Here is a 26,648-nt window from a genome sequence, read left to right on the forward strand (position 1 = left end):
GATGCCTCTGCTCGGACTCCGCGATCTCATAGGAGATGCAAGCGTAGTATTCCGTGTGCGTCCCCATGTCCTTCCTGATTATGATGCAGGTTTTCGGGATTCCCGGTATCGGTGTGCCCTGGTTGTAGCATCTTACGGTACCTTTGACCTTTCCGAGCTTGAGCCTTCTCACAATCTTCCCGTTCCCGTTCGTCGATTCAACTATGCCGAAATCCCTGTTGCTGAGATGAGCATACGAATCGTATCTGTTGCGATTCCTGTACCTCGGCCAGGTCATGGGCAGCGGATCTTCGGCGGACATGACGCCTTTGGCAACGGCCCTCCTCTTTTTGATAGCGGCATTGTCCATGCATTTCCTGCATGCCTGGTGCACCCTCCTCGATACATCGTTATGCGTCATGCTGTGCATGACGCGAAAACATGAGCATCTCCTTCTCAATATAGTGCATAGATTGTTCATCTCGAACTCGGAGAGCAACCTGCTCTCCTTAGCATAGGTCAGTTTGTTAGCCGTGATCAGGAAATTGAAGACGTACCTGTTGTAATCGATCGTATCGTCTATCACCTTCCTCTGAGAGGAATTGGGCTCGATCCTCATCTTCACGACTTTATAGCACATCGTCGGATGAGTCCTCTCATCATAATATAATGGTATCCCCGCGCCGTTGGTTTTAGCCTTTACTAACAGAATCACCGCAGTTAATTCGGAGTTCGGAGAATGTATGTATTTCAAGAAGACAGGGAATCGATTGCGGCAACTCTGAAAGGACGGTTTTCGGGAATCTGCTTCATTGGACAGTTCTGACCGATATGAAAGGATGGAGGACGATCATTCGTGTGATTCACGCTGAAAACCGCCGAAAATGGACATCCTTCATGAATATCAAGTGTGATCAGAATCCTTTTTACACTTTGAACGAGGATAAAGACCTGACAAATCGGCAACTGTCCAATGACCTCATTTTTTCGAATTCTTCGGAAATGCCGGAAACGACCGCCGTACAGTCATTCCGGATAGTTAGATTTGATGAGCATATTTTGAGGGCAGATCCGGCTGATCCATCAAAAAGCGGCTAAAGAGGCAAAGTCAACTGTCCAGGTCAAGATCAAAAAAGACGGAAAACTGCTGTATCTGCCAATCTATATGGCCATATGCCTTTGACACCGTGTTATTGCGTCAAGTGGGGGCAATCATCTCTTCTGGATCGCAAGCATCTGAGGATGCCTGTTCACGACCGAAGCCAGGTCTATCGCCCTTATCTGGGCGTGATGCATCCCGGAACCGTTGTCTGTGGAATCATCCTCGGCCTTCATCATCGCTATGACGGATTCGCAGACTTCCTTCATGCTCTTGGACCCATCCATCAGATCCTTCATCATGGCCACGGCGTCTGCTGCGGCATCGGCCTGCGAGATATCAAAGAAAGCAGCTGTGGGGACATGCACCTTGAACTCACCGATCTCGATCGTACGGATCTCCTGTGCATTCACATTCACATCCCTGTGGCCCTTCTGATACACGATACCTTTGGAAACCGGATGCCTTACGGCCGGTCTCGAGAATTGGGCATCTAATGCCTTCCTCTGCATTTCTGTCCTTGAAAGCCTGTGGTCTTTCATGACAAGGACCGTGTCCGCGGACCTTATCGCAGATTCGTCGCCGGAGATCATGATCATCGAGACCCCAGCCTCACCCATGGAATGTCCTATGTCGGAAAGCGGTGTGATCTTCTCATCGTCGGCCAGGAATCCCTTCCTCAACACACATGGGTTGGAGAACTCCTCGTCGACCAATATCAATTCTGAGCCCATCTCTACTGCTTCCGATACCGACAGAAGCTCGGACATGGGAGAGGAAACGAACTCCCTCTTCGCCGAGGCCGTATCATCGAACTCGGATGTCTCCTTCACGAAAGCGGAGATGTCCACCGAATCCGCAGGACGGTTGGGTTCTGATATGATGAATGCGGCATCAGGGGATGTGATGACATACTCCCTTCCGTCACCGGGAATATGATCGTACACTCCGGCATAGACCGCATCCATGAGAGTGGATTTCCCGCTCCTGCTGTTACCGGAAATCACCGTGAAACCCCTCGGTATCCCTACTCCTGCAATAGGCTCACCGTAAGGGACATCAAAGATGACTCTAAGGTCATCGGAGCATGAGAACGGGACGGCATCTATCATAGGTGCCAAATCGTCATCTCTTCTGGGAAGGACAGCCCCGTCCGCTATGAATGCGACCAATCCTTTGGATTTGAGATTCTCCCTGATGAACTCCGCATTCTCATAGGTCTGAAGATGGTTGTAGACCTTCGACTGCTTGTAAGCTGAGAAGTACATGGATTCGGAGACTATCCTGTCGATCCTCTCCAGAAGGATGTTCATCGCCATAGCGCTGACCTTGTTCCCGTCCGCGGGAAGATCCACTGTGAAGCGTGCCTCCACGAAGTATTGGGTGATCGCTATGCTCCCTCTCTCCAGGATCTCCTGTCCCGGACGTGGTATGTACACCTCTCCTCCGGAGGTCTTCGGTATGGGCGACCTCGCATGGGTGCGAGCGGCCTCCCTGAAACGCCTGGCGATGAGGTCCCTTAGAGCGATCTCCCTCTTCTTGGTATCATACATGTCTGCCGGGAATCCGGCCTTCTTATGAGGCACCCTGACGCGCATGGCAGTGTGTCCTGCCCTGTCGTTCTGGATGTCGTCGAAAATGATCTCATAGTTCTCCAGCAAGAAGTTGTTCTGGAGTCCCTTGTATTTCTGGAAGGGTTTGCCGTCGGCATTCTTCAGGGTCTTTTGGAGTATCTCCTCGGAAGCCATGGGCGCAACCCCCTTCAGCGGAATTTGCTGTACCTGTCGAGGAGCCTGCAGATCTTGTCATACTCGTCCTTTGTGAGGTCTCCCTCGTCGAGATATGTCTTTGCGAACTCCTTCGCGGTCTTGGTGGAGATACGTGAAGCCTTTGCGATAACCGAGGCTAAGAACGATGATGCCTTTGCGGGGTCCATCCTCGATACGGACAGGATCTCGTTCATGTCATACTTGAACGGGGCCAATTTATGGGTGTTCAGCATCGACTGCTTCTTCGTGGACTCCTTGGTCCTCACAGGCTTGTTCTTCTTCGCTCCAGATTTCTCGCCGGAATATGAGTTGGCCTGCGAAACTACCTTCTGAGGGACCGTTTTCGCAACGATCACTTTAGGATTGGCAGGCTTAGGTGCTGCTGGCTTGGGCGCAGCTGGTTTCGGTGCAGCTGGTTTCGGTGCCGGTTTAGGTGCGGCGGCCTTCTGAGGTGCAGGTTTCTGTTGTGCGGCCGGTTTCTGAGCGGGCTTCTGAACAGGCTTTGATTTCTTTGTTTCACCAGGCAAGCGTATTACTCCGTTGGGATTTCGAATACCATCATCCTATTAAAGTTATTATAAAGAAAGAGGTGAAAACAACCTGTATTTCGCGGTTTCTCACTGCATCCGGGATCAGAAGTGCGGGGGATGGGATTCGAACCCATGAACCACTAAGGACGGGATCTTAAGTCCCGCGCCTTTGGCCAACTCGGCTACCCCCGCTTGATGAAGTCTATAGCCTTCCCGTTTTTAATGTAATCGGGCACGAAACGGATGCCTCATCAGATTCTGAAAACAACATGAAGAGGTTTAACCTCCCGGTCGCCCGGGAGGGTTTTGATCATCTAGACCTGATGTAGAGGACTATCGCCACTACAGCGATAACCGCGACCACTACGACCACGATTATCCATAGATCGATTCCGGACGAAGGGGAATCCTCGGTGTAGAGGAGACCGTCGCCCAATCCTTCCCAGATCCTACCAGAGAGGTTCTTGGCGGTCGGCTCGACCTCCTTGTCTCCCACAAAGAAGCTCAGTCCTTCGAATGCACCGTCTCCGACAGTCTTTACCGACGGGAAGTTGATGTATTCGATCGCGGTGCATCCGGCAAATGCTTCCCTACCTATGGTCTTCAGGTCCTTTGGCAGAACCAAGTCAACCAATGAGATGCATCTGTAGAATGCGTAGTCGCCTATCTCCTCGATGCTGTCCGGGAACTGCATCTCAGTCACGGAACCGCAGTACACGAATGCGCATGAACCGATGTTGGTGATTCCTCCGTCGATTCCGATCTTCGAAATCTCGTACTCGGCCCAAGGTGCGGGGTTGTCGAAACTGTAGTCGTCCATCTTCGCCGTGGTGCTGTTGATGACCTTCACGATATCCAATGCACCGTCCGAATAGTACATCCACCTGACTCCGTTTCCGCAGTCTCCCTCATCCACGAGAGGCGACCTCTCCTGGTCCCTGACCATCTTCTTAACATCTCCGGAATAGGAGTGTCCGGGAAGGTTCGCATAACTCAGAGCGGTGGTACCGTCGGTATCATAGAACTGCGTCTCTCCGAATGCGGAGGTTCCGATGGTCTTAACGCTGGCCGGGATCTTCACAGACTTGATCCCTTCCCAGAGCTCGAATGCGCTCGGACTTATGGTCGTCACCGTCATGGGAATGGAAAGTTTACTGACGAATGCGCATTTGTAGAACGCATGGTCGCCGATGGTCTTCAGTCCCGAAGGCAATATCAGATTGAGCGTCCACAAGCACTCTGCGAAGGCATACTGCGGAATCTCGGTTATTCCAACGTTGATGGCGATCGTTGAAAGGTTCGTACAGCCGTAGAACGAGTACTCTCCTATCGATTTCACCGAATCGGGGAGCTGCAGGCTCTCAAGGTCCCCGCACTTGTAGAATGCCTTGTTACCAATGGTCTTCAGGTTAGAGGAGAGGGCGAGGGTCTTTGCGTGCATGCATCCGCTGAATGCCTCGTCAGCGATAGTGACGACACTGTCCGGAAGCAGTATGGCTTCCAGGTTCTGACAGTCTTGGAATGCGGCCTTACCTATGGTCTTGACCCCTGCAGGGATGTTGACGGTCTTCAGAGCGTTACAGCTGCTGAATGCCTTCTCAGGAAGGGATTGTAAGGAAGAGGACAGCTTCGCAGTGACCAGATACTTGCAGTTGCAGAATGCACTTTCGCCGATGGTCTTGACGGTATCGGGGATAGTGATCTCCGTTATGTCGATACCGGAGAAAGCGCTCGGACCTATGGTCTCCAGACCGCTGTTGAGCTTCACGGCCGTAAGGTCCCAATTGCTCTTGAAGGCACCTTCCCCTATGGTCTTGACCGAACCGGGTATCTCTATACTTTCCAGGTCGCCCATGGCGAACGCTTCGGCACCGATGGTCTCCAATCCGGATGGCAATGTGATTGAATTCAGGTCCATACAGTCCTTGAACGCCCTGTCGCCGATCGACTTCAGCGAAGAGGGAAGAACGACCTGGCTGAGATCCATGCACATGTTGAATGCGTCCGCTCCCACGGTCGTCACACCTTCGGATATGACCACTTTTACGAGTCCACAGCTGTCGAACGGTTCATTACCCCATTTCTTGAGACTGCCCGGGATCGTTATCTCTTCCAGATTCCTGCAACCGGAGAACGCTTTGTCCCCCAGTGTCTCCAGGGTCGAAGGCAGGGAGACGTCGCTGAGCTTCATGCACCAATCGAATGCATTAGCGCCTATGGACGTCACTCCCTTGGGGATTTCGATCTCTGACAATTGGACACAGTATGCGAATGCCTTGTCCCCGATGGTCTTCACGGTCGAAGGTATCGACACGTACGTCAGGGTGGCGGCGCCGTTAAGCGCATAGTTCCCTATGCTGGTGACGCCTTCGTTGATCAACACTGTGTTAACCTGGAAACCCTGCTGATACCAGGGAGTCTTCTTCTCTTTGGTATCGTAGTCCCACATGGCACCGTTGCCGCTTCCGGTCTTGGAGATTACCAGATTGCCTGCGTCATCATAGGTCCACGTCACACCGTTTCCGCATTCTCCCTCGGCTATGATTATGCTCCTCTCGCTGACCCTCACCAGCTTCTCGTTCCCGCCCTTGTATTCGTATCCGGGAAGCTCCTTGTAGGAAAGAAGGGTGGTACCGTCCTTGTCGTAGAATGCGACACTGTCGAACGCACTCTCGCCTATATCCTTCACGGTCGACGGTATGTAGACCATCTCAAGGCCGTTGGACATGTAGAACATCGCCTCCGCTATCATCGTGCATCCCGGCATGAAGAGGGCATATTGCAGATCGGGGCAGTCCGCATAGGCGCATGGCCCTATCTCCTTGACCTTAGACGGGATCAATGCGGTGATGAGACTCTGACAGTCGGCGAATGCCTGTTCGCCAATGACTTCCAGATCTGCTGGGAGTTCTACATACGGAAGCGAATGACATCCGTAGAACGCATCCTCCCCGATCGAAGTGAGCGTTCTCGGAAGGTTTACCACCTCCAGTTTCACGCATTTGAGGAACGTTCCGTATTCGATGGCTTTCACCGATGTAGGCACCTCAATCTCTTCGAGAGAACCGCACAGGGCAAAGGCACCCTCACCGATGGCGGCGACCGAATCCGCAATAGTGATCTCCACCATCTTCGATTCGCGGAATGCATAGTTGCCTATCGTCTTGACTCCGTCGCCGACAACTGCCTTGGAATAATCCATTCCATACCATGGCGGTTTGTTGTCCTTGTTGAAATCCGTCATCTCTCCGGTACCTTCACCTGTCTTTGAAATCTTTAGCGTGTCACCGCTAATTTCCCATGTCAAACCGCTGCCGCAGCTGCCGCCTTCCGCTTCCACCTGTACTCCGTCATCGACGAGGAGAACCATGGCGGATGCCATGACAAGCAATGCGATTACTGCGAACGGCATTATCATAGAACGGTCCGATCCATTGCCGGACGTTCCTTTGTTCAGTCTATTGTCACTCATCATATCCTTCCCTTTCAGAAGATTGCTGGATGTCTGACGACTGACATTCTAAAAAGTGTTACATTGGACTGGACGACAGATGGTTGATATCAGAGGATGAACGGTATATCGGTATCTTCCGTTATCTTTATTGATCGAGGTTATGTTCAACACCCTAAGAAGTTGAATCGGGCTGTAGATGGCCCGAATGTCACTTTGTTTGCTTGTCTTGTCTGTCCTTCTCATAAATCGAGATGGCTACGATGACTATACCTGCGACCATTATGGCCAGCCAGCTGTACTTGAAAGAATCCAGATATCCCCAAATGAGCATCACCAGGACGCCGATCATAGCAACGACAGGAATCATCTTCCTCATGTCCAAATCACATCACCTATCAATTGATTCTAAGGTAGTGAGATAAAGGTTTATTCCGACACAAAGACGGACGGTATCTTCATGAAGACGGGCGGTATCATTCCTTGCCGGAATTCCTTCTTTCCAAGGCCTCGTTGATCTTCTGAATCTGGATACGGTACGACATGTAGACCGAGAACCATATCATCACATACGCACAGATCCCCATCGCCAGGACGACAATGTTGCCCTCCATTACACGTCCGGTCCACCACAGGAAGTTGGAGATCGGAATCAGGGCCAGGAATGCGATCAGCATGTGAATGCAGGTAGCCGCAAGTATGCCGTATTCATCCTTGTAGTACACAATCGTGGCTCCGAAGCATATGCACCCCAATACCCCTGAGAGCAATGTCTGTATGATCACTGCGGGAACGTATCCGAACTCGTCGATGAGCTCAGGTGCTGCCAACGATATGCCTTCGGATGCGGTGAAAGCAACCACCAGAATATCGCCGATGAGCATCCCCAGAATGAACCCTAAGGCCGCCAGCCTGATCAGATCCTTGCTGACGTTCACATCAGCACCTCCTTCACCTTCGAGATGTATCTCCTGGAAACGCGTGTCTGGATGTCTCCCTGGAGATGTACCTTGATGGTCCCTGCCAGATTCAGATCCAATCTGATGATCTTGTCCGTGTTGACTATCTCCGAATTAGAGATCCTTACGAACTGCCTGGGAAGGTTCTCCTCCAGCTGATAGAGCGTGCTCTTGATCAGATACGAGTCATCCAGAGTATCGGCATACACCCTCTTGTCCTTGGAATAGATGCGTATGATGGAATCCTTGTTCAGCTTGGTGACGACCCCTTCGGAATAACCGGAGAGCGGCGAGGGCGCATAGCTCTTTATGGCCTCTATCAGCTCGTCTACATCTTTAGAGCGGGAGGGGGCGTGCACGATGACACTGATGTCATCGGCGTCCTTGTCCTGTATGAAGTCGACACGCATGGGGATATGATGCAATGAACTGTTAAGCCTAAAAAGGTTTAGAATCATGAAACAACCCCCTCCATGGTAGAGACGATATATCCGTAACCCGATGTCTTCCCGATGTCCTACAGGATCCCCAAAGACGATGATATCGCAAAAGCGATAGAGAACTGTCTGAGCCGTTCTCCCAGAGTCCGTTCCCAGAACGTCCTGAACGAGCTGGTCCTTACGGAGCTGATGTGCGTCGACGAGACATTCCGCGTCAGCGGGGAGAGGATACGCAAGGTGGGGATCGAGAGAGGCCTTTTCGATCTCGAGATAAGATATGCCCACAAGAACGGTTCCGTCCCGTATCAGGTCTGCCCGGTATGCAGAGGGAAGCTGGAATCCGTAAAGAACAGGACATTGGATTGGAAGACGGTGGAGATCTCCAGGGACTGCAAGAAATGCGGATACTCAGCGAAGAGCGATGCATCCAGGCCCGCAAGGTACATCATCACCAGGAAGGATTGAGATGGACCGTGCAGATAAACTCCTAAAGGCGGAACAGCTGCTCAACGAGGCCGCCGACCTCATGGACGAGGCTCTGAAGATGTCCGGAATGGAATCCCGTTCCGGGAACGACTCGGAGACCATCAGGAGGATAGCTTCCGACAGAGATTATGCGGGAAGCCTCCACAACATCGCCATGGACATCAGATATCAATCCGAGGAACAGCCCGTTTGGACGCGGCCTCTGACCTCGCCGAAGAATCAGTTCGAACTCTCCGGGAAGAAGAACTGATCCTGATCATCTTCCTCATCGACTTCCATCATCTGTTCGAAATCGCTGACCAGCATCAGCTTGACGAAGTATCCTTCCCTGCCGTACAGATAGACGAACCTTCCGATGTCCTCATCCGCATACTGCACGGAACGTATCTCGAAACCTGAACCGTATGAAAGCGCAGTGTCTTCGCGGTTCAACGACACACGGATGAAATCCTCGCCCCTCCATATCCTGCTGGTGCATTGGAACGTCTTCTTGCCGTCCACTATCTCCGACCTTCCCTCGGATGCCACAGGACCGTCCTCATAATTCGTCCAGGTCGTTCTGGTCTGGCCCAGCATCTCCGAGAGCGACGATTCAGTTATGTAGATCGTGGAACGGGATATCGCCACAGCCTCCAGAGCACCGACACCTGTCCTCATCAGTACGTTTATAGAATCCTCCCTCACCGCCGGCTGCTGAAGAAAATAGATGAATACGCAGCAGAACACAATGGCCGCGATGTCCTCTAGACATCCGTCGAACACATTGTCCCATGATTTCGTCATATACAGAACGAACAGGATGTTGGCGGCACAGTTCACGATGTGCACGATGACCAGGACCATGATCCTCCAGGCGTTGTGACGGTTACCAACGTAATACGAGATGGAACTCAGTATCAGTATGAAGCAGTACGCGGCTACCGGGATCGTGTAGGTCAGCGGACGATCGTTGATGGTATACAGCATCCTCACGAAGATGCACAGCGCCAGAGATATGCTCGTTACGAGTACGGCATTGCTGGCCGGCTTGTTGGAAAGGAGGATCACTAGAGCACCGGACACAATGAGGATCGGATAGGCGTTGAAGTCGATATGGCCCCCCATATCCATGATCATCTTGGTCAGGGTCACCAGACCTACGACGATCATCACCACTCCGAGAGCGACCATGACTGCCCTGGAATAGAGATTCAGGCCCTTGTTGGCCTGATGAACCTTCCAAGTTTCAGAAACCTTCATGTCAATCCCTCACCCATATCGTGGCGTTGGTGCCGTCCTTTCCCACCAGGGTCAGCTTCCTGTCCGTCAGCCTGATGCCGTCCACTGCGAACCTGTTCGCGAACAGTATGCTCCCGGGGGAATCATGGACCGTGAAGAACAGCCTGTCGTCCCCGTACCATTTCTGCACGATGACGTAAGTGACCGTGCTGAATCCCTCGATGACGAAACGCATCTCCGCTTCCACAGGCTCCCCGGTACCAGGTTTCCATAGGGGAGAGCTGCGGTCCACCAAAGCCCTCGCGACCTCATGCGTAACGGCCGAACCGCGGTCATATTGGTATTCGTTGCGGAACGCCTCCAATGACCTGGAGTACCTAGCGTTCCTGGTGGAGTTCCTTATCAGATCCACGTCCATGAGTCCCGCTATGCACAGGTACATCCCGATGAGACATATCAGGTAAGCATAGTAGAGGCCCGCCTCACCTACCATAGGGGGAGCCGAGAAGAACTCCAGGACTATGAACTCGTATATGGCCATGAGTATCGAGGTCATCATCATCGAGTTGCGCCTGATGACCTTCCCGAACGTGAACGATATGCCTGTCACCATCAGATTGATGGCCAGACCCATGAAGTACAGGTCGAATAGGACGGTGTATGTGTTGTTGTCCCAAGAGAAACCCATGAGTTTGACATAGAATCTCTGGATGGCGAGCATCAGAGCGAACAGCCCTACCAATCTGAAGACGTCGATCTTCTTCGTGAAGATGGTCAGCACCGACATGATGGTTGTGATGGCGAAGGCCACAATGATGAGGTCTCCGCCGAACATATCTGAATCCAGCTGGAGGAAGATGCACGCGACCGAATAGACCAGCATGAACAGGGCCATGGCTATGACCAATACCTTCGTGGTATGGACGCTGAGCTTCCGAATGAACTCGGTCAGGCCGTAGGTATCAATCATGCTTTAAGAATTATAGAAAACATAGAAAAAAACTGCCATCGGTTCCACCAGGGCATAAGTTATATGATGAAAGATGCCAATCGGGTGTCGAAGGGTCTCCGATGAAGATTTGGGAATTCGCGAAGGTAAGTGGCTCGTCCATAAAGGTTGACAACTGGATATCCGATACGATCGGTATCGTAGACGGAGGTTGCGTGTACAGCACCCTCTTCAAGCATCCTGCTCATGGACCCAAGGATTACGAGATCATGCTCTCGATGTTCCCCCAGGAGAACTACCGTACCCTCACGCACATCACGATGTACATGGACGACGTTCCCGGATCCAGTGCGCAGGCCGCCCATTTCCTCGCCGAGAAGGAGATCAACATCCTGAACTCCGTCTCGCTGAACGGCATTTCCGACACGGTCATCGTGTGGAAGCTCATGGCGGATATGAACTTCGCCGGAGAAGGGGAGCTCATACTCGAGCAGTTCAGGGCATTGAAGGCGGCGAACGACCCCTCTGTATCGAAGATCAAGAGGATCGAGCTGAAACCCGCGGACATCGGAAGGCTATTCAAGGGTAAGGTGGATGAGACCGGAAAGGAAGAGGTCAGGCGCGGATATCCCATCACCATCGAGAACGGATGCTTCGACATCGGAAAGGTATACGGAGACCTCCTGCCCAACATCGACGGGAAGAATGTGCTGATCACCATGGATGCGGACTCATGGATCTGCTCCATTACACTTTTCAAAGAGGAGACCAAGCTCGTGAAGGTCGGTCTCGAGATCCCCGACTGCCCCGGAAGCATCACGGACTCCCTCGGAGTGCTAGCCGACTGGAACGTCAATCTCATATCAGTGTTCAGCAAGGTCAAGATCTGCTACGAGACCATGAGTCTCGAACTTGTGATGGACGTCGGCAAGAGCAACAAGACGATCCCGGAGATCAAGGAGCTCCTGCCGAAGGAGCTGGAAAAGCTCAACGGCATTTTCACTCTCAAAGAGTTCACAGAACTCGCGTGATACGATGCGTCTCCCCAAGACCTCCCGTACCTATGCGGCGGAGATCGAAGAACTCATAGTCGGCAGGGGAGACTATGTCATTGGCGGTGCGAGAAGCCCCGCCTTCCTGGACCTGGACAATGCGAGGCACAGAAGGCCGGTCATCTACGGAGAGGTGCTAGATACACTGGAAGGCTACCCGAAATCCGCAGCATCCATGTTCTCGGGACGCCAGACCAATCCCGAGGAATGGGCGGTCATGTGGAAGGAACTGGGTGCCGACGGCGTCTGCCTCAGATTAGGGAACAATGGAACGCCCGAGATGGTTAAGAGGATCTTGGACAGGACAAGGCTCCCCGTCATGATTTGCGGGGACTCCAAACTTCTGAGGGAAGCAGCCACACTGGTGGACGATTCGGTGATGATAATAGGATGCAGGGACAGAGAACAGAGCCTCGAACTGGCTGACTGCCCTAACCGCCACATCATAGTCGCCAAATGCGACGGCACATCGCCCCAGGAGCTATGCAGGGAGATGGCCTCCAAAGGCGCTGAGAGGATCATAGTGGACCTCGGCATTGGTATCATGGGGCCTGCCCTGAAGCGTCTTCGCGACAGGATAAACGCCTACAGATTGGATGGACTGAGCGGCCAGAAGGATTCGAACCGCAACATAATCTGCGATGTCACCTCCTCCTGGGATGTCCACGGCGAGGATGTGACTGCGAGGATGGCATCGATGCACGAGGCAACGGTCGCCCTGGCGGTGATGATGTCCGGAGCCGACATGGTGGTCATGAAAGGTCCTGGAGCGGCAGACATGGCCCGCGTATACGGAGAGGAGTTGGCAGATCTATGATGGCCCTCACTATCTCCGACATGACCGATGCCAACACGGCATGCAAGAGGATCGCAGAGCTCACTAAAAGGAACAGATCATCCAGGATCCCGGATGCGATCTGCATACGCAACGACAGCTTCGCTTCAGAACCGTTCTCATCGCTCGTCCAGCTGGTGGGTGAATTGTGGGATGGGAACATAATCATCGAATCGGACTATCCTGCGAACATTTCGAAGGCCTTGGTCCACGTCATGGACAGAAGGCCCATCGTAATCGGGGCCAATCAGGCGAATCTTGAGCAATTCGCGCTCATATCGAAGACCTTCAGTTGTCCTCTCTGCCTCAGCAGCGATAGTCTGGAAGGTCTTCTTGAACTGGCAGAACAAGCAGAGAAAATGGGGCTGGAGGACCTCATACTCGATCCCGTCCTGAGGAACATGAAGCAGTGCCTGGAGGTCTGCACAGACCTTAAGAGGTTGCAGGAGAAAGCCCCGATGGCCAGACATCCGATAGCGGTCAGGACCTGGTCCGGAGAGTATGCCATGACCATGGCGCTCGTATCGTTCCTTGTAGGCGATGCGATAGTCATAGCCGACGACCTGGATGCCGACAGTTGTGAGACGATAGGTGCGCTCATTAGATCCATAAGGTGAGTCCATGCCCATCACCGGTTTCACCAGGATAGATACGGTCACTGTCAAGGACTAGTTCATGTCAGTGATCCATGTTTCGGATGGCGCGGAATCCGATATTGATAGTATAATATCAATATTAGAGAGCGACAAGGGATCGATCGATTATCTCGGCATCTCATCCGATACCGATCCGCTTGCATTCCCCGACCTGTACAAGATGATCAAACAGGTCAGACCACGCGGCCTCAAGGTCCTGATCATCACCGATGGCCGGGACCCCGGCAATCTGGACGACCTGATAGGAGCGGGATATACACATACAATAGACCTGCTCGTCGGTAAGAAGATCACGGATGCTCAGAGGAAGTGCATCTCCATACTGAACGACAACGGATGCAAGTATGCCGTCACGGTGAATGCGTGGGAGCACGATGAGGATTCCATATCCGCCATCGCGGAGGAATGCGAAGGGTGCTGCATGTTCCTCTTCAGACAGGATAGGCTCAAACCTCTGAACAGGAACGAGATGTCCCCTCTTACAGCTGCAGCGAAACGCTGCACATGGAATGTCAAGACGATATGATCACTTGACGAACCTTTCCAGCCTGGCATCGAATGCGGGCTTCAGGCTGCGGCTGCTCTCGTTGATGAACTTCTGGGGCACGTCAACCTCGTTCTTGAAGCGCTCGATGAGCTTGGGGTCCTTGGTGAACAGACCTGCGGACTGCCCGCACTCGCTGTCCTCGATCTCCTGGAAGAATGCATCGACGGAATCGACCACGACGATGTTCAGGATGGGCAGGGCGGTATCGATGTAATTGAGATCGTCCTCTTTTTCAAGACCTGTGATCGCTATGGGTGCCACATAGTTCTCGGGAAGGTCCTTTGGAACGGGCATGCCCTTGGCGATGGTGAACGGCATGTACTGAAGCGCAAGGTCCTTGAACCTCTTGGCCTCCGCATCGTTGATGAGAGGTCCGACATGGGTTGTATCGTTGACGGGATCGTCGGTCTTCAGATCCTTCATGTACTCGGCGAGGAGCTCTGTGAACTTGGTATGGTCCTCGCGAGTAATGATGACCTTGGAGCATGCGAATATGCTCTGTCCGCTGTATGCGAATGCAGAATCCATGATGTTCTTCACAGTGGCCTTCATGTCCGACGGCCTGTACACTATGACCGGATTCATTCCCTTGAGCTCGTTGACGAATGACAAATCGTCATCGATCTGCATGAACATCAGGTCCTCGAGCCTGTCCCCTCCTCCGGTGGCCACGACTCCGGCGATGCGTGCGTCGTCGACTAACTCGGACGTCGTGTACTCCTTCCTGTCGACGATGAGGTTCAGCACTCCGTCGGGAAGCTGGTATTTCTCCATCAGGTTGTAGAATAGATGGATCGGCATGGGACAGAACTTCGAAGGGTTCATCACAACTGCGTTTCCAGCTATCATGGCCGCTACCGCGAACGCTACCGGGGATGCGAACGGCGAGTTGGGCGAACTTATGACCGCCCAAACACCCATGGGCTTCCTCTTTCCGATCTCCGTTGCCTCTTTCAGGATCCTCTCGATCGCTTCGATCGCCGAATCGACCTCTTTCAAGGCATCCTGGCGGATCATTCCGCAGCTCACCGTTATCGCTGCTGCGTAATGCATCCTTCTGGCCTTTAGGACGCCTGGGATGGCCTGGAAGTATCTGGCCCTCTCCTCTATGGCAATCTTTCCCCAAGATTCGGCTGCTTTTACCGCTGCTCCGACCGCTTCCTCCATCGTGCCTTCCTCGGGCTCCTGGAAGATACCGTACTCAATTGTGGGATCGATTGGGCTGCATATCTTGAACTCACGGCCGGAAGCGACCTTGAGTCCCCCGAAATAGTTGGGGTAATCCTTCTTCTCGGCACTGAGGATAATCATTACCTCGGTCTCATACTGCCTGCCTTCCTCGGTGGTCTGGAAATCGGGAACGTCTGCCATGATGGATGTACATGTCTATCACTTGGATAAAACTATGCAGTACATGGCAAACAAAGCAACTGTGTCCACTCTTTTTTCGGCCGTTCACGAATTGGAGGAATAATAGGACGAAATGGACATAGTTTACTATGTAGGAAAATGTGTCCACTAACTGATTGGAGTTTGTTGAAGAATTCTGTGAAATTGTATAAAAATATACATTGATAGTCGATGGATCATAAGAAAATGGTGGACCCGGCCGGAATTGAACCGGCGGCCTTCGCCTTGTAAGGGCGACGTCATAACCCCTAGACCACGAGTCCGATATGTCACTGGAATAGGTTGCCGTATTTAATTATTGATAATTGGAGGGAGGCCGCGGGCGGGAAATGGTAAGGAAAGGAGGAATAAACCGCCCGCGACTTCATTACAACCGTCCATCTTGATGGAGACATGATGGATGGATGTATAATCCTAGTAAACGCTAGGATGTATATATAATGAACTGATTTATATCTAAAATAATGTACATATGTGTGCATTAGACATTGTAGAATGAATGTAAAGAAGCTCGAAAATAAGGTAGGAAACGCGGGCGGGGAGTGGTGAAGTAGGAGGAATAACCGCCCGCGATCTAGCATCCTCATGCTTTTTTGGCCCATCACAGCCACATGGATGGATGCTTAATCCCACGTACTAATTGCTGATATTTAATAGCAACTACAAAACGAGCATAATAATGAACAAATGTGTACAAAACGAGTTGATTGATGGGATAAGATGGTGGACCCGGCCGGATTTGAACCGGCGACCTCCGCCGTGTGAAGGCGACGTCATAACCCCTAGACCACGAGTCCGCAATCCTCCTAATGAACAAATGATATAAAAATCGCTGGGACGACATTCTTCTGATAGCTTATCCATAAATACGCTGAGTTGGATGTTAATACGATGAGCAGCATCCCTAGTTGGGTCAAGGCAATAGTATTGATCTGCCTCTGCGTGGCAGCCGGCTTCGTTACTCTATCCGCAATAGATGATGCGAACAAGGACGTTCCAACACCTGAGACGATGACTCTTGTGATCATACGTCACGGGGAGAGCGAATGGAACAGTCTGAACCTTTTCACAGGCTGGACGGATGTGGACCTCTCCGAGAAGGGAAGAACGGAAGCTGAGTTGGCCGGCAAAATGTTGAAGGAAGAGGGATTCGACTTCGATGTCTGTTACACATCGTATCTGAAACGCGCCATCCACACTCTCGATATCGTTCTGGACGAGATGGATCTCGAATGGCTCCCCGTTACCAAAGCATGGCAGCTCAATGAGAGGCATTACGGCGCCCTGCAGGGACTCAATAAGAAGGAGACTGCGGAGAAATACGGCGAGGAGCAGGTCAAGATATGGCGCAGATCCTACGATGTTCCGCCGCCGGCACTGGATCCCGACGACGATAGGAACCCCGCCAAGCAGGAACAGTACAGGGATGTCCCCGCGGAGAACCTCCCACTGACGGAGTGTCTGAAGGACACCGTTGCCAGGGTCGTCCCCTACTTCGATGACGTCATCAAACCAAGGATGCTGGCGGGCGACAAGGTCATCATCGTCGCACACGGAAACTCACTACGTGCCCTGGTAAAGTACCTGGAAGACATATCTGACAAGGATATACCCGAGGTGGAGATCCCTAACGGAATACCTCTGGTGTACGAGTTGGACAGGGATTTCAACGTCATTTCGAAGAGATATCTCGGCGACCAGAATGCACTGACTTAATCACAGATACCCTTCCAAAACGGCAGATTCTCGGACTGGACGACATCTTTATTAGTCGAACTCATGATGACGATGGCGTTGCGATAGTGGTCCAACGGCTATGATCGGTGCTTCCCAAGCACCTGACCCGGGTTCGACTCCCGGCTATCGCACTCATACCCTTTTTTTAACTGTTAAGCATATGGTCGTCCTATGACAGTCCTGGAGATCGACGGTTCAAGAGGCGAAGGTGGAGGACAGATGGTCCGCACATCAGTAGCCATGGCTACCGTCACCGGGATCACCACTCACCTCACCCGTATCAGGGAGAACAGGCCTACGAACGGCCTGTCCAAACAGCACTGTGCCGCCGTTGATGCGGTGGCCCAGATGGCTGGATCCACTGTAGAGGGTAACACCATCGGTTCCAGAGAACTTCTTTTCACTCCCGGGAACGAACAGAAGTACGATATCGATATGAACATCGGTACCGCAGGAAGCCTGAGCCTTGTCCTGCAGGCCATGATGCTGGCAGGAAGGAACCACAGGAAGAGACTGACAGTCGACATCAGCGGAGGCACCAACGTCATGTGGGCACCCCCCATCGATTCGTATCAGACACTGCTGTTCCCTCTGATGAGAAGGATGGGGATCGAGGCGAACGTCAAGATCATCGACCGCGGTTTCTACCCCCAGGGAGGAGGCCGTGTTATCACCACACTGGACCCCATCGATACCATCAAACCCCTCGACATCGAGGAACTGGGAGAACTGAAGAGGATCTCAGGGATCTGTTTCAGCCAGCGTCTCCCAGATTGGATCAACAGGGACATGATCGTCAGCTGCAAGAAGGCCCTGGAACCTTATGCGGATGTCGAATTCGACATACAGAAGACGGACGGGGACTCCCGCGGAGCTGGAATCGTCCTGACCGCGGAATTCGAGAACGGTCTCTTGGGAAGCAACGCATTGACATCCCGCGGACACACAGCGGATAAAGCTGGTGAGGACGCGGCAGCGGATCTCATCAGGGAAATGACCAGCGGAGCCACCATGGATGTCCACACGGCCGACCAGGTCCTTCCGTACATGGCGATGGCCCAGGGAAAGAGCGGATTCAGCGTTTCAAGGATCAGCAAGCACCTTCTCAGTCAGATGGATACCCTCGAATCCTTCCTGGACGTTAAGTTCGGAGTCGAGAGGAAGGACAACATCTACAGATTCACCGTAACTCCCGGGGAGAACAATGAGGCCATTCATCCACGTTAACTGCGCCATGTCCGCCGACGGGAAGATAGCCGGCGATGACCGCACGCAGGTACGCATCTCTTCCGATGAGGACAAGACCCGTGTTAAAGGCCTCAGGAAGCAATATGATTCAATCCTTGTAGGTGTAGGTACCGTCCTCGCCGACGACCCGCATCTCACCCTGAAAGACAGGGACTACGATACGAACCCCATCCGCATAGTCATCGACCCCCACGGAAAGACACCGGTCACCGCACAGGTCCTGAACGATCGCGCACCTACGATAATGATAACCACCGAGAGATGCGACATCACTTGGGACTGCGACAAGATCATACGCGCTGGTACAGACACTATCGACCTTGACAAGGCCATGGAGGAACTGGCGGAGATGGGCATCGAGAACATCCTTGTGGAGGGGGGAGGGAAGACCATATCTTCGCTTTTCAGGAACAAGATGGTCGACCGTTACACCGTATTCGTCGGAGGTCTCCTCATCGGCGGAAAGGATGCCCCTACTCCTTGCGACGGGGACGGATGGGTGGCCGAAGGCGGGATCAGACTAATCCTCGAGGACTGCCAAATGCTCGGAAACGGAGCCTTACTCTCCTTCAAGCCCGCCTACGAGTAAGGGGATCCTGTGTTCCTTCGGCTCCAGTACGAACCTCACATAGTTGAAGTCGGAACCGAACACCTCGCTGCTTACCATCTCATATGGCTTCCCGGTAGCATCCTCCATTATCTTGGAGAAGAATCCTCCGCAGTATTGGATCAGACACTTCGCGGCACCTTCGGTAAGTGGCACGCTGTCCTTGACTATGATGGTCAGCGGCTTAGATGAGAATATACTGACCTCACCCAATCCCATCTGCTTGAAGTAATTGCGGGCGTTGTCCACGGTATCCTCCAGAGTAGGACCGTTCAGGGTACCTGACATGCTGGCGCCGTGTATAAATCCAAGAATGTTCGCCATGGGGTCGACGTTGAGGCCCATTCCATCGAATCCTAGGAATATGAAGCGGGGGAGGCTCTTGAGCATCTTCTCGGGATCCTGGGCGACCTTGGCCAGGATCTTGAATGCGACCTCCCTGGATTCGTCCGATGAATCCACCGACTTCCCGAATGGCAGCGAGATCAGGGTATAGTACTTCTTACGGCTGTCCTGAAGATCGTCGTGGACGCTGATGAGCTGTTCTTCCACCATTGTGTCGAGGTGCACCGATACTGTGGACTGAGCCTTCGAGACCTTCTTGGCGATCTCCGTCAGAGAGAGATCCTTCTCGGCCAGTTCATGCAGGATCTTCAGCTTCACATCGTTGGAGACCTGCACCGTTCCTTTTGGAGTGATGTACAACTCAAAATTCCTGGAGCTATCCTCTGCCATAAGACTCCGTATGCGGTTCGTATATTAAACTTTCGTACTCGTACAACCGTTCGACCGCAGATTTACAGAACGACGGAACCTACAATTCTGAACTGATAACAACAATGTTTGTATATATCGGAACCAATCGACGGACAGGTGCAAAGATGAAGGCCACAGTAGATGGACAGAAATGCGATATCAGAGCAGTATGGTATGAGAACTGTAAGGTCCGCATGATCGATCAGAGGGAACTCCCAGCAAAGATCGTCATTGTGGATTTCGATAATTATCTGGACATAGCGGAGGCCATTCGCAACATGACGACGCGCGGTGCGCCGTCCATAGGCGCCACAGCGGCATACGCGATGTGCATGGCGGCACTGAAGGGATGCGACCTGGACAAAGCAGCGGCGGACATCAAGGCCGCGAGACCCACGGCCAATGACCTGTTCTACGCCGTCGACTACATGTATGAGAAGCTGAAGCAGGGAGAGAAACCCGCCAAGGCAGCGAACGATTACGCACAGATGATGGTCGACAAATGCACCAAGATCGGAGAGTACGGGGCAGAGCTCATCAAGGACGGAATGACCCTCATGACTCACTGCAACGCAGGAGCACTGGCCACCGTGGATGTCGGTACCGCCCTAGCACCTATGAGGAAAGCGAAGGAACAGGGCAAGAAGTTCTTCGTGTACGCATCGGAGACCAGGCCCCGTCTGCAGGGAATGCAGCTCACCGCCTGGGAGCTAAACCAGGAGGGCATCGACCATGCCATCATCCCCGATGGAGCATCAGCCTACTACATGTCCAAGGGAGTCGATATGATCATCACCGGAGCCGACAGGATAGCCGAGAACGGGGACTTCGCCAACAAGATCGGAACCTTCGACAAGGCCATAGTAGCGAAGCACTTCGGCATCCCCTTCTACGTCGCCGCACCCATCTCCACATTCGATTTCAACACCAAGACCGGAAAGGACATCGTTATCGAGGAGAGGTCCGAGACGGAGGTTACGATGCTGCAGGGCATCAGGATCGCGCCTGTGGGATCCAAGGCTAAGAATCCGGCCTTCGATGTCACACCGGCAGAACTGGTGACCGGATTCATCACCGAGAAGGGCATACTGAAGCCCAGCGAGATCCATAAGGTGAGGTAAATGAACGAGAGGTACGCCAGGCAGGAACTGGTGAAGATCTGCAAGATGCTGTACGACAGACAGCTCACGGTATCCGCCGGAGGCAACATGAGCGTCAAGATCAACGATTCCGAGATCCTCATCACCCCCTCCGGAAGGAACAAGGGCATGCTCGAACCCGAGGACCTGGTGCTCATCGATTCCAAGGGAAAGGTACTCTCCGCAGGGAAGCCCTCCATAGAGCATAAGTTCCATCTGGCACTCTACAATATGAATTACGATACCAACGCGGTGGTCCACTGCCATCCCCTGCATTGCGTCACTCTCGCGGTCAAGGGGGAGAACATCAAGAGCAACATCACGCCTGAGGGGGTGCTCCTGCTCGGAGAGGTCCCCATGATAGACTACTACACGCCGGGGTCCAAGAAACTGGTGGAGGCCGTGAAGGAGCATGGGCAGTACAAGGCCATGCTCTTGGCTAGGCACGGAGCGATCACTCAAGGGAGGACCCTGGAAGAGGCCTACAACAGGATGGAGGAATTGGAATTCCAGGCCAGGCTCCAGCTGCTCTGCGGCGAGGACGTCACCGATCTCCCCAAGAGGGAGATAACCAAACTTTCCAAGATGTGATACCATGGCGATACTGGTAACGAAATGGTTCGGAGTATTCCTCGTTGACGAGAGGTCGCACAGCATCGTCGACAAGAGGCTGATGCCCAAGGACGCACAGGCGGTCGCAGAGAAACTGGCCGCCGTCCAGAGAGGAGGCGTACTCGACGAGGAGCGCGAACTGGCGGCATTGGTGCCCGAGAAGCTGATGGTAGGGGACAGGAGACAGTCCGAACTCGGAAAGCCCGAACTTTTCGATTCGTCCTTCCTAAACCCGCAGAAGTTCGGATACGACGATGCGTTCATGCACGAGGTCATGATGGGCCTCGGGAAGCTCAGGACGTCCGAACCCGTCCCCAGGGACAAGAACCTGGTCCAGGCCATAAGGAACCTGGATGACCAGATCGCCACAATCAATCTTTACAACGAAAGACTCCACGAGTGGTACGGGATGCACTTCCCCGAACTCGCCGATTACGCCAAGGACTCGAAGTATGCGGACCTGATCGCACGTTACGGCGACAGGGAGGCCATAATCGAGGAGCTGGGCATAGACATACAATCCATCGGAGCGGACTTCAACGACAACGATATGCGTGCCGTGATCGACCTCGCGGACACCCTTTACCGTCTCTATGACGACGAGGAGAGGACCGAGGCTTACATCCAGGAGATCGTCGAGGAGACCTGTCCCAACATGTGCGCCATAGTCGGCGGCCCGTTGGCTGCCAGGCTCATATCGCTCTCGGGCGGACTCGAAAGGCTCTCCACACTGCCCTCATCGACGGTCCAGCTCCTCGGAGCGGAGAAGGCCATGTTCAGGCACCTGAAATCGGGCAAGAGGCCTCCAAAGCACGGAGTCATCTATCAGCATCCCGAGGTGCACAAGGCCCCATACTGGCAGAGAGGGAACATCGCCCGTGCGCTGGCCGGGAAGATCCTCATCGCCGCCAAGGTCGACCAGTATCACGGGGAATTCTGCGGGGACAGGCTGAACGAGGAGTTCATGGCCAGGGTGGAGGACATCAAGCGCAGGTATCCCGAACCGCCCAAGAAGCCCCAGAAGAAGAACAAGCCCAGGAACAGAGGGAAACCGAGGAGACACTGATTTACTTACCATTTTTTCCGAAAGGAAGTAAGTCAGACCGGCCTCCCCACAAATACTTACCATTGAGGAAGAAAGATGGATAGTATGGCGGACGGACCCGAAGTGATCCCAGACGATTTCCTGAACCTCGACAGGGAGGGTTTCAGACAATGGCTCGTCGACAACCATGAGACGGCCAAGGAATGCAGGGTCATAATCAGCGGCCTCGACTATCCGGCGAGGATGTCGTACCTGGATGCCGTAGAGGAGGCTCTGTGCTTCGGTTGGATCGATTCCACACACAACAAGATAGAAGGGATAGGCAACGTCCTGAGGCTGTCCCCCCGCAGGCCAAGGTCTAGATTCACCAGGCTCAACATGGCCAGGTGCGAGCGTCTGGAATCCCTCGGGCTGATGACCGATGCGGGCAGGAAGGCGATCCCTGCGAAAGGGTTCAAGATCGACAGGTACGTCCTGAAGAGGATAAGGAACGATCCCGAGGTGACGAGGATGATCGAGACGCTTCCGAAGCTCTATGTGGAGATCAGGGCGGACAACATACAGAGCGTACGCAAGGACGATCCCAAACTGTACCGCGACCGCATGAAGAGATTCATGGACAACACCAGGGTTGGAAAGATGTACGGCAAATGGGATGACGACGGGAAACTCCCTCATGAACCGCTCTTTTCCATGCCTGAATGAGCGAACGTATTGGTCAAGGGCGTCGTACAATCACGCGTCTTTTCCTAAATAATATTATAAGGACAGTCGACATAGTCCTTGCCAGATAACATGAGGTCAGTAAACGTTTACGGCTTACATGTGTTCGCTTCCAAGAGGGAAGTGAACTTCCGGCCATGAGTGTCGGATCGAGTATTTCCAAAGGATAGTGAAACCAATGTGGGAGATGAAAGAGATCAGAGAGCTGAAAGAGGGAAGGTACGTCAACGTTGACGAGGAACCTTGTAAAATCGTCAAGATTACGACATCCAAGCCCGGAAAGCACGGATCCGCAAAGGCGAACATCGATGCAGTCAGCATCTTCACCGGCGCAAAGAAATCCATCGTTGGACCTGTCAGCACAAAAGTTCAGGTCCCCATGATCGACAAGAGGAAGGGACAGATCCTGTCCATCACCGGAGACGAGGCACTCGTCATGGATCTCGAGACCTTCGAGAACCTCTCCATCGTTATTAACTCCGACGCGGAGCAGAAGATCGAGGAAGGAGCAGAAGTTCTGTACCTCGTCGCGATGGGCAGATACAAGTTCATGTGAGGACTGGTAAAATATCATACGGACTCGGATATGCGGGAGCGGACTCGGAATACGAGGACGCTGACATCGTCATATTCGGAGTCCAGTATGACCATACCGCCTGCTTCAAAGCGGGCGCAAGGGAGGGACCCACCGCCATCAGGCGGGCCTCCTATAATTTTGAAGAGATTCATTTCGAGCACGGCGTCCATCAGGAACTGCCTGCGATATGCGATTACGGGAACGTCGACGACTTCGTCATGCCCGAGGACATGGTACAGGAAGTCGATTTCGCGGTCGGACCTGCCATCAGAGACGGCAAGTTCCCGATCACCATCGGCGGAGAGCATTCTGTGAACATCCCCGTCGTGAAGAACTTCAACGCAGATGACATAGCGGTGATATCCATCGATGCCCACCTGGATTCCAGGGACGAGTATCTCGGAACACCCCTCAGCCATGCCTGCATCATGAGGCGTGCGGCAGACCATGTCGGTGTGGAGAACACCTACGTTCTAGGATGCCGCGCCATCGGAGAGGAAGAGCTGGACAGGGACGACGTGATCCCTTTCATCAGCGCCTATGACATCTTCGACAACGGCATCGAATGGGCAATAAAGAAGGCTCTCGACAGCGTCAAACACGAATACATCTACCTGACGATAGACATCGACGGCATAGACCCTGCTTATGCTCCGGGTACCGGAACTCCGGAGCCCTTCGGTCTGCACCCCTACGATGTCAAGAAGGTCATCAACGCAGTGGGCGACAGACTTGTAGGTTTCGATGTATGCGAAGTGTGCCCTCCGGCGGACCCCGCGGGAATAACATCAATTCTTGCCGCCAGACTCATCAACGAAGCGGTTGCGGTCCACGCCAAGAATCTCAGGCAGTGAACTTACAGATTCGATAGCTTATTGATTGTCTCTTTCACGCAGACGTCAGCCTCTTCCTTCGACCTTGCCTGTGAATAGATCTTGACCGTACCTGCGACATTGGACTGCCTTACGAGCACCCATCCTCCGTCGCGGAACACCTTCACTCCGTCGGTGAGGTCCATGTTGAACCCATCGTAGGAGGCCTTGAACCTCTTGAGAAGATCGGGAACTCCATCCAGAGGATAATCCATGGAACCCCTGGAGATGTAGTAGTCGGGGAAGTCCTTAATCAGCTGTGCCAGAGGACCTTCCTTGGCTATTATGGCGAGCATCCTCACCATTGCCTCGATGGAATCGCATGTACAGAATGGGCCGGGGATGACGATGCATCCGAATATGTCTCCGCCCAGTACCGCCTGATTCTCCTGAACCTTCCTTACGACGGTCTGCTCACCTATCGTACAGTGAATCACAAGACCTCCGTTCTGAGTGACGACATCCTCCATAAGGGTCGATGAATTGATCGGCATGACGACCTTTCCCTTGTTCTCTGCCAAGATGGACTTGACAAGCACCGCGAAGGACTTGTCTCCCTGTACGGGATCACCGTCGGCAGTGGTGAACAGACAGTGGTCCGCATCCATCTCCAGAGCGACACCGAGATCCAATTCTTGGCTTTTCACCACATGGCCCAGCTTGATGAGCCTGGTGCCGTCCATGATGGATGTGTCCCCGCCTATGAAGATACAGTCCACGGACAGCCTCATGAGGATGCTGTTGACTATGTTCGCCACGACACTGTTACGGCAATCCAGACAGATCTTAAGATTTGCATCCCTGATCATATCCTCGTCGACCTCGGACAGGATGTAGTCGATGTACTTCTCCCTGAAATCCGCCACGAGATAGGACTCGCCGACCTGAAGGCCGGGGACCTGCGTGTTGTTGGCCATTATCTTCTCGATGGTGTACTCGTCAAAGATGGGATCCTCGATACCGTTGGCCTTCATCACCCTGAACCCGTTGATCTCCAAGCGGGCGAAGGATGCGGTGATAGTCACCCCTCCCTTGACCTCCGGATGGGAAACCATGTAGAACTGCATCAAGGGGGTGGGGACGGAACCGAGATCGTGGACGTCGCATCCGACCGACATTATACCGGCCAAGAGTGCGCTCTTGAGCATGATGTTGGAGTTCCTTCCGTCCATCGCGACCGCAATCGGGGAACCGTAAATCGTTCCCAGGGTTTTGCCCAGCTTAAGGGCGAACTCTACATCCAGACCATCATTGACGGTGCCTTTGACGGTGTTACTTCCAGCGATCAGGTACATTGGAACAGCCTTGTGCCGCCTACCAGCCCTCTACAATAATACGGGCCGATATATCGACTGGAATCCGAACTGAATCGTCCAATATATACCTTAGGAAGACGGACAGTCAGTTGTAACCGCCGATGGATGGGGACATCATTCCTTGCCGGGCTCTTCCTGCAGGTTGGTGGCCCTCTCCTTGATCCATTTCTTGATGTCAGTGGGCCTGGTGCTGCCGATGCCGAAATACTCCGCGAACTTCTTGGTGGTGGTCAGTTCCCAGGTGTTCCCGGCCCTCTTCTTGGCGACGAAGTCCATGTCCACGAGGGTGTGAACATCGTCATACACGCGGGGCCCGCGCAGCTCCAGGAGCTTGGACTGGAGCACAGGCTGATAGTATGCGATGGCGGTCAGGGTGCGCAGTGCGCCTCCGGAGAGTTCCGCTTTGGCGAAGGTGCCGGTCACTTCGGTGTACTCGGGTCTGAGCATCATCCTGTACTCGGTACCTATCTTGGCGATCTGGATTGCGGAATCCCTCTCCTCGTATTCCCTGCGCAGGTCCAGGATGGCGGTCCTGACCTCCTCGACAGGGAATCCTGTCTTTGCCGCGATATCGGATATGCGGAGGGTCTCGGAACTGGAGTAGAGCGCCGCCTCGACTGCTCCCTTGACGTTCAC

26 protein-coding genes, 4 tRNA genes and 1 pseudogene are annotated in these 26,648 nt (G+C 53.2%); 16 read left to right on the top strand and 15 right to left on the bottom strand.

Annotated elements, in window-relative coordinates:
- From E7Z62_00005 to E7Z62_00035, 7 genes and pseudogenes are all read right to left on the bottom strand, one after another.
- The coding region (locus tag E7Z62_00005; protein MBE6521509.1) for a hypothetical protein at window positions 1–619 on the bottom strand (619 nt) is incomplete at its 3' end.
- Between the two features lie 572 nt (window positions 620–1,191).
- Entirely contained in the window at window positions 1,192–2,826 is a 1,635-nt protein-coding gene (locus tag E7Z62_00010) for a hypothetical protein (GenBank protein MBE6521510.1), read from the bottom strand.
- 386 nt (window positions 2,827–3,212) lie between these two features.
- Window positions 3,213–3,329 (bottom strand): annotated as a pseudogene (locus tag E7Z62_00015) (poly(3-hydroxyalkanoate) granule-associated protein PhaF).
- 157 nt (window positions 3,330–3,486) lie between these two features.
- Window positions 3,487–3,569: transfer RNA gene (locus E7Z62_00020), tRNA-Leu, on the bottom strand.
- Window positions 3,570–3,687: 118 nt separating this feature from the next.
- A complete protein-coding gene (locus E7Z62_00025; GenBank protein ID MBE6521511.1) occupies window positions 3,688–6,852 on the bottom strand; it encodes a leucine-rich repeat domain-containing protein in 3,165 nt (1,054 codons plus the stop codon).
- Window positions 6,853–7,304: 452 nt separating this feature from the next.
- Window positions 7,305–7,766: a DUF3021 domain-containing protein gene (locus E7Z62_00030; GenBank protein ID MBE6521512.1), complete on the bottom strand. Its 462-nt coding sequence runs from the start codon at window positions 7,764–7,766 to the stop codon at window positions 7,305–7,307.
- On the bottom strand, window positions 7,763–8,245 hold the full coding sequence (locus tag E7Z62_00035; protein ID MBE6521513.1) for a LytTR family transcriptional regulator: 483 nt from the start codon (window positions 8,243–8,245) through the stop codon (window positions 7,763–7,765). Before E7Z62_00035 ends, E7Z62_00030 begins: the two co-directional genes overlap by 4 nt.
- Before the next feature lie 54 nt (window positions 8,246–8,299).
- Between E7Z62_00035 and E7Z62_00040 the strand changes: the two genes are divergently transcribed.
- Entirely contained in the window at window positions 8,300–8,692 is a 393-nt protein-coding gene (locus E7Z62_00040) for a hypothetical protein (GenBank protein ID MBE6521514.1), read from the top strand.
- Between the two features lies 1 nt (window position 8,693).
- The gene (locus E7Z62_00045; protein MBE6521515.1) at window positions 8,694–8,963 is read left to right on the top strand and encodes a hypothetical protein; all 270 of its coding nucleotides are present in this window, start codon (window positions 8,694–8,696) and stop codon (window positions 8,961–8,963) included.
- Here E7Z62_00045 and E7Z62_00050 read toward each other — a convergent pair.
- Window positions 8,933–9,952 carry a hypothetical protein gene (locus tag E7Z62_00050; GenBank protein MBE6521516.1) on the bottom strand — a complete coding sequence of 340 codons (1,020 nt, stop codon included), beginning with the start codon at window positions 9,950–9,952 and terminating at the stop codon, window positions 8,933–8,935. The two genes, E7Z62_00045 and E7Z62_00050, sit on opposite strands and share 31 nt — an antisense overlap.
- 1 nt (window position 9,953) lies before the next feature.
- Window positions 9,954–10,901, bottom strand: a complete 948-nt coding sequence (locus tag E7Z62_00055) for a hypothetical protein (protein MBE6521517.1) — start codon at window positions 10,899–10,901, stop codon at window positions 9,954–9,956.
- A gap of 101 nt (window positions 10,902–11,002) precedes the next feature.
- On the opposite strand from E7Z62_00055, the gene E7Z62_00060 reads away from it, so the two are divergent.
- Genes E7Z62_00060 through E7Z62_00075 form a run of 4 tightly spaced genes read left to right on the top strand, consistent with a single transcriptional unit; the run spans window position 11,003 to window position 13,949 of the window.
- Complete coding sequence (locus E7Z62_00060) at window positions 11,003–11,911, top strand: ACT domain protein (GenBank protein ID MBE6521518.1); 909 nt, start codon at window positions 11,003–11,005, stop codon at window positions 11,909–11,911.
- 4 nt (window positions 11,912–11,915) lie between these two features.
- Complete coding sequence (locus tag E7Z62_00065) at window positions 11,916–12,749, top strand: hypothetical protein (protein ID MBE6521519.1); 834 nt, start codon at window positions 11,916–11,918, stop codon at window positions 12,747–12,749.
- Complete coding sequence (locus E7Z62_00070; GenBank protein MBE6521520.1) at window positions 12,746–13,384, top strand: hypothetical protein; 639 nt, start codon at window positions 12,746–12,748, stop codon at window positions 13,382–13,384. The genes E7Z62_00065 and E7Z62_00070 overlap by 4 nt, the downstream gene beginning before the upstream one ends.
- A 58-nt stretch (window positions 13,385–13,442) precedes the next feature.
- Window positions 13,443–13,949: a hypothetical protein gene (locus E7Z62_00075; GenBank protein ID MBE6521521.1), complete on the top strand. Its 507-nt coding sequence runs from the start codon at window positions 13,443–13,445 to the stop codon at window positions 13,947–13,949.
- On the opposite strand, the gene E7Z62_00080 is transcribed toward E7Z62_00075, so the two are convergent.
- From E7Z62_00080 to E7Z62_00090, 3 genes are all read right to left on the bottom strand, one after another.
- The gene (locus tag E7Z62_00080; GenBank protein MBE6521522.1) at window positions 13,950–15,341 is read right to left on the bottom strand and encodes an aldehyde dehydrogenase; all 1,392 of its coding nucleotides are present in this window, start codon (window positions 15,339–15,341) and stop codon (window positions 13,950–13,952) included. It lies immediately after the preceding gene.
- 226 nt (window positions 15,342–15,567) lie between these two features.
- Window positions 15,568–15,643 (bottom strand) — tRNA-Val (locus E7Z62_00085).
- A gap of 458 nt (window positions 15,644–16,101) precedes the next feature.
- Window positions 16,102–16,177 (bottom strand) — tRNA-Val (locus tag E7Z62_00090).
- Between the two features lie 214 nt (window positions 16,178–16,391).
- On the opposite strand from E7Z62_00090, the gene gpmA reads away from it, so the two are divergent.
- The 4 genes from gpmA to E7Z62_00110 all read left to right on the top strand — a co-directional run bounded on the left by gpmA (window position 16,392) and on the right by E7Z62_00110 (window position 18,954).
- On the top strand, window positions 16,392–17,096 hold the full coding sequence (gene gpmA / locus E7Z62_00095) for a 2,3-diphosphoglycerate-dependent phosphoglycerate mutase (protein ID MBE6521523.1): 705 nt from the start codon (window positions 16,392–16,394) through the stop codon (window positions 17,094–17,096).
- An 80-nt stretch (window positions 17,097–17,176) separates the two neighbouring features.
- Window positions 17,177–17,248, top strand: a tRNA-Gly gene (locus E7Z62_00100).
- Window positions 17,249–17,288: 40 nt separating this feature from the next.
- Window positions 17,289–18,344, top strand: coding sequence for an RNA 3'-terminal phosphate cyclase (locus E7Z62_00105; GenBank protein MBE6521524.1), 1,056 nt, complete (start codon window positions 17,289–17,291; stop codon window positions 18,342–18,344).
- A complete protein-coding gene (locus E7Z62_00110; protein ID MBE6521525.1) occupies window positions 18,322–18,954 on the top strand; it encodes a 2,5-diamino-6-(ribosylamino)-4(3H)-pyrimidinone 5'-phosphate reductase in 633 nt (210 codons plus the stop codon). Before E7Z62_00105 ends, E7Z62_00110 begins: the two co-directional genes overlap by 23 nt.
- On the opposite strand, the gene E7Z62_00115 is transcribed toward E7Z62_00110, so the two are convergent.
- A complete protein-coding gene (locus E7Z62_00115; GenBank protein ID MBE6521526.1) occupies window positions 18,925–19,707 on the bottom strand; it encodes a winged helix-turn-helix transcriptional regulator in 783 nt (260 codons plus the stop codon). The two genes, E7Z62_00110 and E7Z62_00115, sit on opposite strands and share 30 nt — an antisense overlap.
- 146 nt (window positions 19,708–19,853) lie before the next feature.
- Here E7Z62_00115 and mtnA point away from each other — a divergent pair, with 146 nt between their 5' ends.
- From mtnA to speB, 6 genes are all read left to right on the top strand, one after another.
- Window positions 19,854–20,849 (top strand): S-methyl-5-thioribose-1-phosphate isomerase, encoded by a 996-nt coding sequence (gene mtnA, locus E7Z62_00120; protein MBE6521527.1) that lies wholly within the window; start codon window positions 19,854–19,856, stop codon window positions 20,847–20,849.
- Window positions 20,850–21,458 carry a class II aldolase/adducin family protein gene (locus E7Z62_00125; GenBank protein ID MBE6521528.1) on the top strand — a complete coding sequence of 203 codons (609 nt, stop codon included), beginning with the start codon at window positions 20,850–20,852 and terminating at the stop codon, window positions 21,456–21,458.
- Between the two features lie 4 nt (window positions 21,459–21,462).
- The gene (locus E7Z62_00130) at window positions 21,463–22,545 is read left to right on the top strand and encodes a ribosomal biogenesis protein (protein MBE6521529.1); all 1,083 of its coding nucleotides are present in this window, start codon (window positions 21,463–21,465) and stop codon (window positions 22,543–22,545) included.
- Between the two features lie 75 nt (window positions 22,546–22,620).
- The gene (locus E7Z62_00135) at window positions 22,621–23,229 is read left to right on the top strand and encodes a thymidylate synthase (protein ID MBE6521530.1); all 609 of its coding nucleotides are present in this window, start codon (window positions 22,621–22,623) and stop codon (window positions 23,227–23,229) included.
- A gap of 196 nt (window positions 23,230–23,425) precedes the next feature.
- Window positions 23,426–23,803, top strand: a complete 378-nt coding sequence (locus tag E7Z62_00140; protein ID MBE6521531.1) for a translation initiation factor IF-5A — start codon at window positions 23,426–23,428, stop codon at window positions 23,801–23,803.
- An 11-nt stretch (window positions 23,804–23,814) separates the two neighbouring features.
- Window positions 23,815–24,678 carry an agmatinase gene (gene speB / locus E7Z62_00145; protein MBE6521532.1) on the top strand — a complete coding sequence of 288 codons (864 nt, stop codon included), beginning with the start codon at window positions 23,815–23,817 and terminating at the stop codon, window positions 24,676–24,678.
- Window positions 24,679–24,680: 2 nt separating this feature from the next.
- Here the strand turns inward: speB and E7Z62_00150 are convergent, their stop codons facing one another.
- Window positions 24,681–25,991: a hypothetical protein gene (locus tag E7Z62_00150; GenBank protein ID MBE6521533.1), complete on the bottom strand. Its 1,311-nt coding sequence runs from the start codon at window positions 25,989–25,991 to the stop codon at window positions 24,681–24,683.
- Between the two features lie 135 nt (window positions 25,992–26,126).
- Window positions 26,127–26,648, bottom strand: coding sequence for an SMC-Scp complex subunit ScpB (gene scpB, locus E7Z62_00155; protein MBE6521534.1), 522 nt, complete (start codon window positions 26,646–26,648; stop codon window positions 26,127–26,129).

This window comes from Thermoplasmata archaeon, assembly GCA_015063285.1.
Classification (GTDB): domain Archaea; phylum Thermoplasmatota; class Thermoplasmata; order Methanomassiliicoccales; family Methanomethylophilaceae; genus Methanoprimaticola.

Bases quoted from the DNA above. Each gene is read 5' to 3' on its own strand.
- E7Z62_00010 (MBE6521510.1), bottom strand. From the start codon at position 2,826: ATGGCTTCCGAGGAGATACTCCAAAAGACCCTGAAGAATGCCGACGGC.
- E7Z62_00025 (MBE6521511.1), bottom strand. From the start codon at position 6,852: ATGATGAGTGACAATAGACTGAACAAAGGAACGTCCGGCAATGGATCG.
- E7Z62_00035 (MBE6521513.1), bottom strand. From the start codon at position 8,245: ATGATTCTAAACCTTTTTAGGCTTAACAGTTCATTGCATCATATCCCC.
- E7Z62_00040 (MBE6521514.1), top strand. From the start codon at position 8,300: ATGTCCTACAGGATCCCCAAAGACGATGATATCGCAAAAGCGATAGAG.
- E7Z62_00045 (MBE6521515.1), top strand. From the start codon at position 8,694: ATGGACCGTGCAGATAAACTCCTAAAGGCGGAACAGCTGCTCAACGAG.
- E7Z62_00050 (MBE6521516.1), bottom strand. From the start codon at position 9,952: ATGAAGGTTTCTGAAACTTGGAAGGTTCATCAGGCCAACAAGGGCCTG.
- E7Z62_00055 (MBE6521517.1), bottom strand. From the start codon at position 10,901: ATGATTGATACCTACGGCCTGACCGAGTTCATTCGGAAGCTCAGCGTC.
- E7Z62_00060 (MBE6521518.1), top strand. From the start codon at position 11,003: ATGAAGATTTGGGAATTCGCGAAGGTAAGTGGCTCGTCCATAAAGGTT.
- E7Z62_00065 (MBE6521519.1), top strand. From the start codon at position 11,916: ATGCGTCTCCCCAAGACCTCCCGTACCTATGCGGCGGAGATCGAAGAA.
- E7Z62_00070 (MBE6521520.1), top strand. From the start codon at position 12,746: ATGATGGCCCTCACTATCTCCGACATGACCGATGCCAACACGGCATGC.
- E7Z62_00075 (MBE6521521.1), top strand. From the start codon at position 13,443: ATGTCAGTGATCCATGTTTCGGATGGCGCGGAATCCGATATTGATAGT.
- E7Z62_00080 (MBE6521522.1), bottom strand. From the start codon at position 15,341: ATGGCAGACGTTCCCGATTTCCAGACCACCGAGGAAGGCAGGCAGTAT.
- gpmA (MBE6521523.1), top strand. From the start codon at position 16,392: ATGACTCTTGTGATCATACGTCACGGGGAGAGCGAATGGAACAGTCTG.
- E7Z62_00105 (MBE6521524.1), top strand. From the start codon at position 17,289: ATGACAGTCCTGGAGATCGACGGTTCAAGAGGCGAAGGTGGAGGACAG.
- E7Z62_00110 (MBE6521525.1), top strand. From the start codon at position 18,322: ATGAGGCCATTCATCCACGTTAACTGCGCCATGTCCGCCGACGGGAAG.
- E7Z62_00115 (MBE6521526.1), bottom strand. From the start codon at position 19,707: ATGGCAGAGGATAGCTCCAGGAATTTTGAGTTGTACATCACTCCAAAA.
- mtnA (MBE6521527.1), top strand. From the start codon at position 19,854: ATGAAGGCCACAGTAGATGGACAGAAATGCGATATCAGAGCAGTATGG.
- E7Z62_00125 (MBE6521528.1), top strand. From the start codon at position 20,850: ATGAACGAGAGGTACGCCAGGCAGGAACTGGTGAAGATCTGCAAGATG.
- E7Z62_00130 (MBE6521529.1), top strand. From the start codon at position 21,463: ATGGCGATACTGGTAACGAAATGGTTCGGAGTATTCCTCGTTGACGAG.
- E7Z62_00135 (MBE6521530.1), top strand. From the start codon at position 22,621: ATGGATAGTATGGCGGACGGACCCGAAGTGATCCCAGACGATTTCCTG.
- E7Z62_00140 (MBE6521531.1), top strand. From the start codon at position 23,426: ATGTGGGAGATGAAAGAGATCAGAGAGCTGAAAGAGGGAAGGTACGTC.
- E7Z62_00150 (MBE6521533.1), bottom strand. From the start codon at position 25,991: ATGTACCTGATCGCTGGAAGTAACACCGTCAAAGGCACCGTCAATGAT.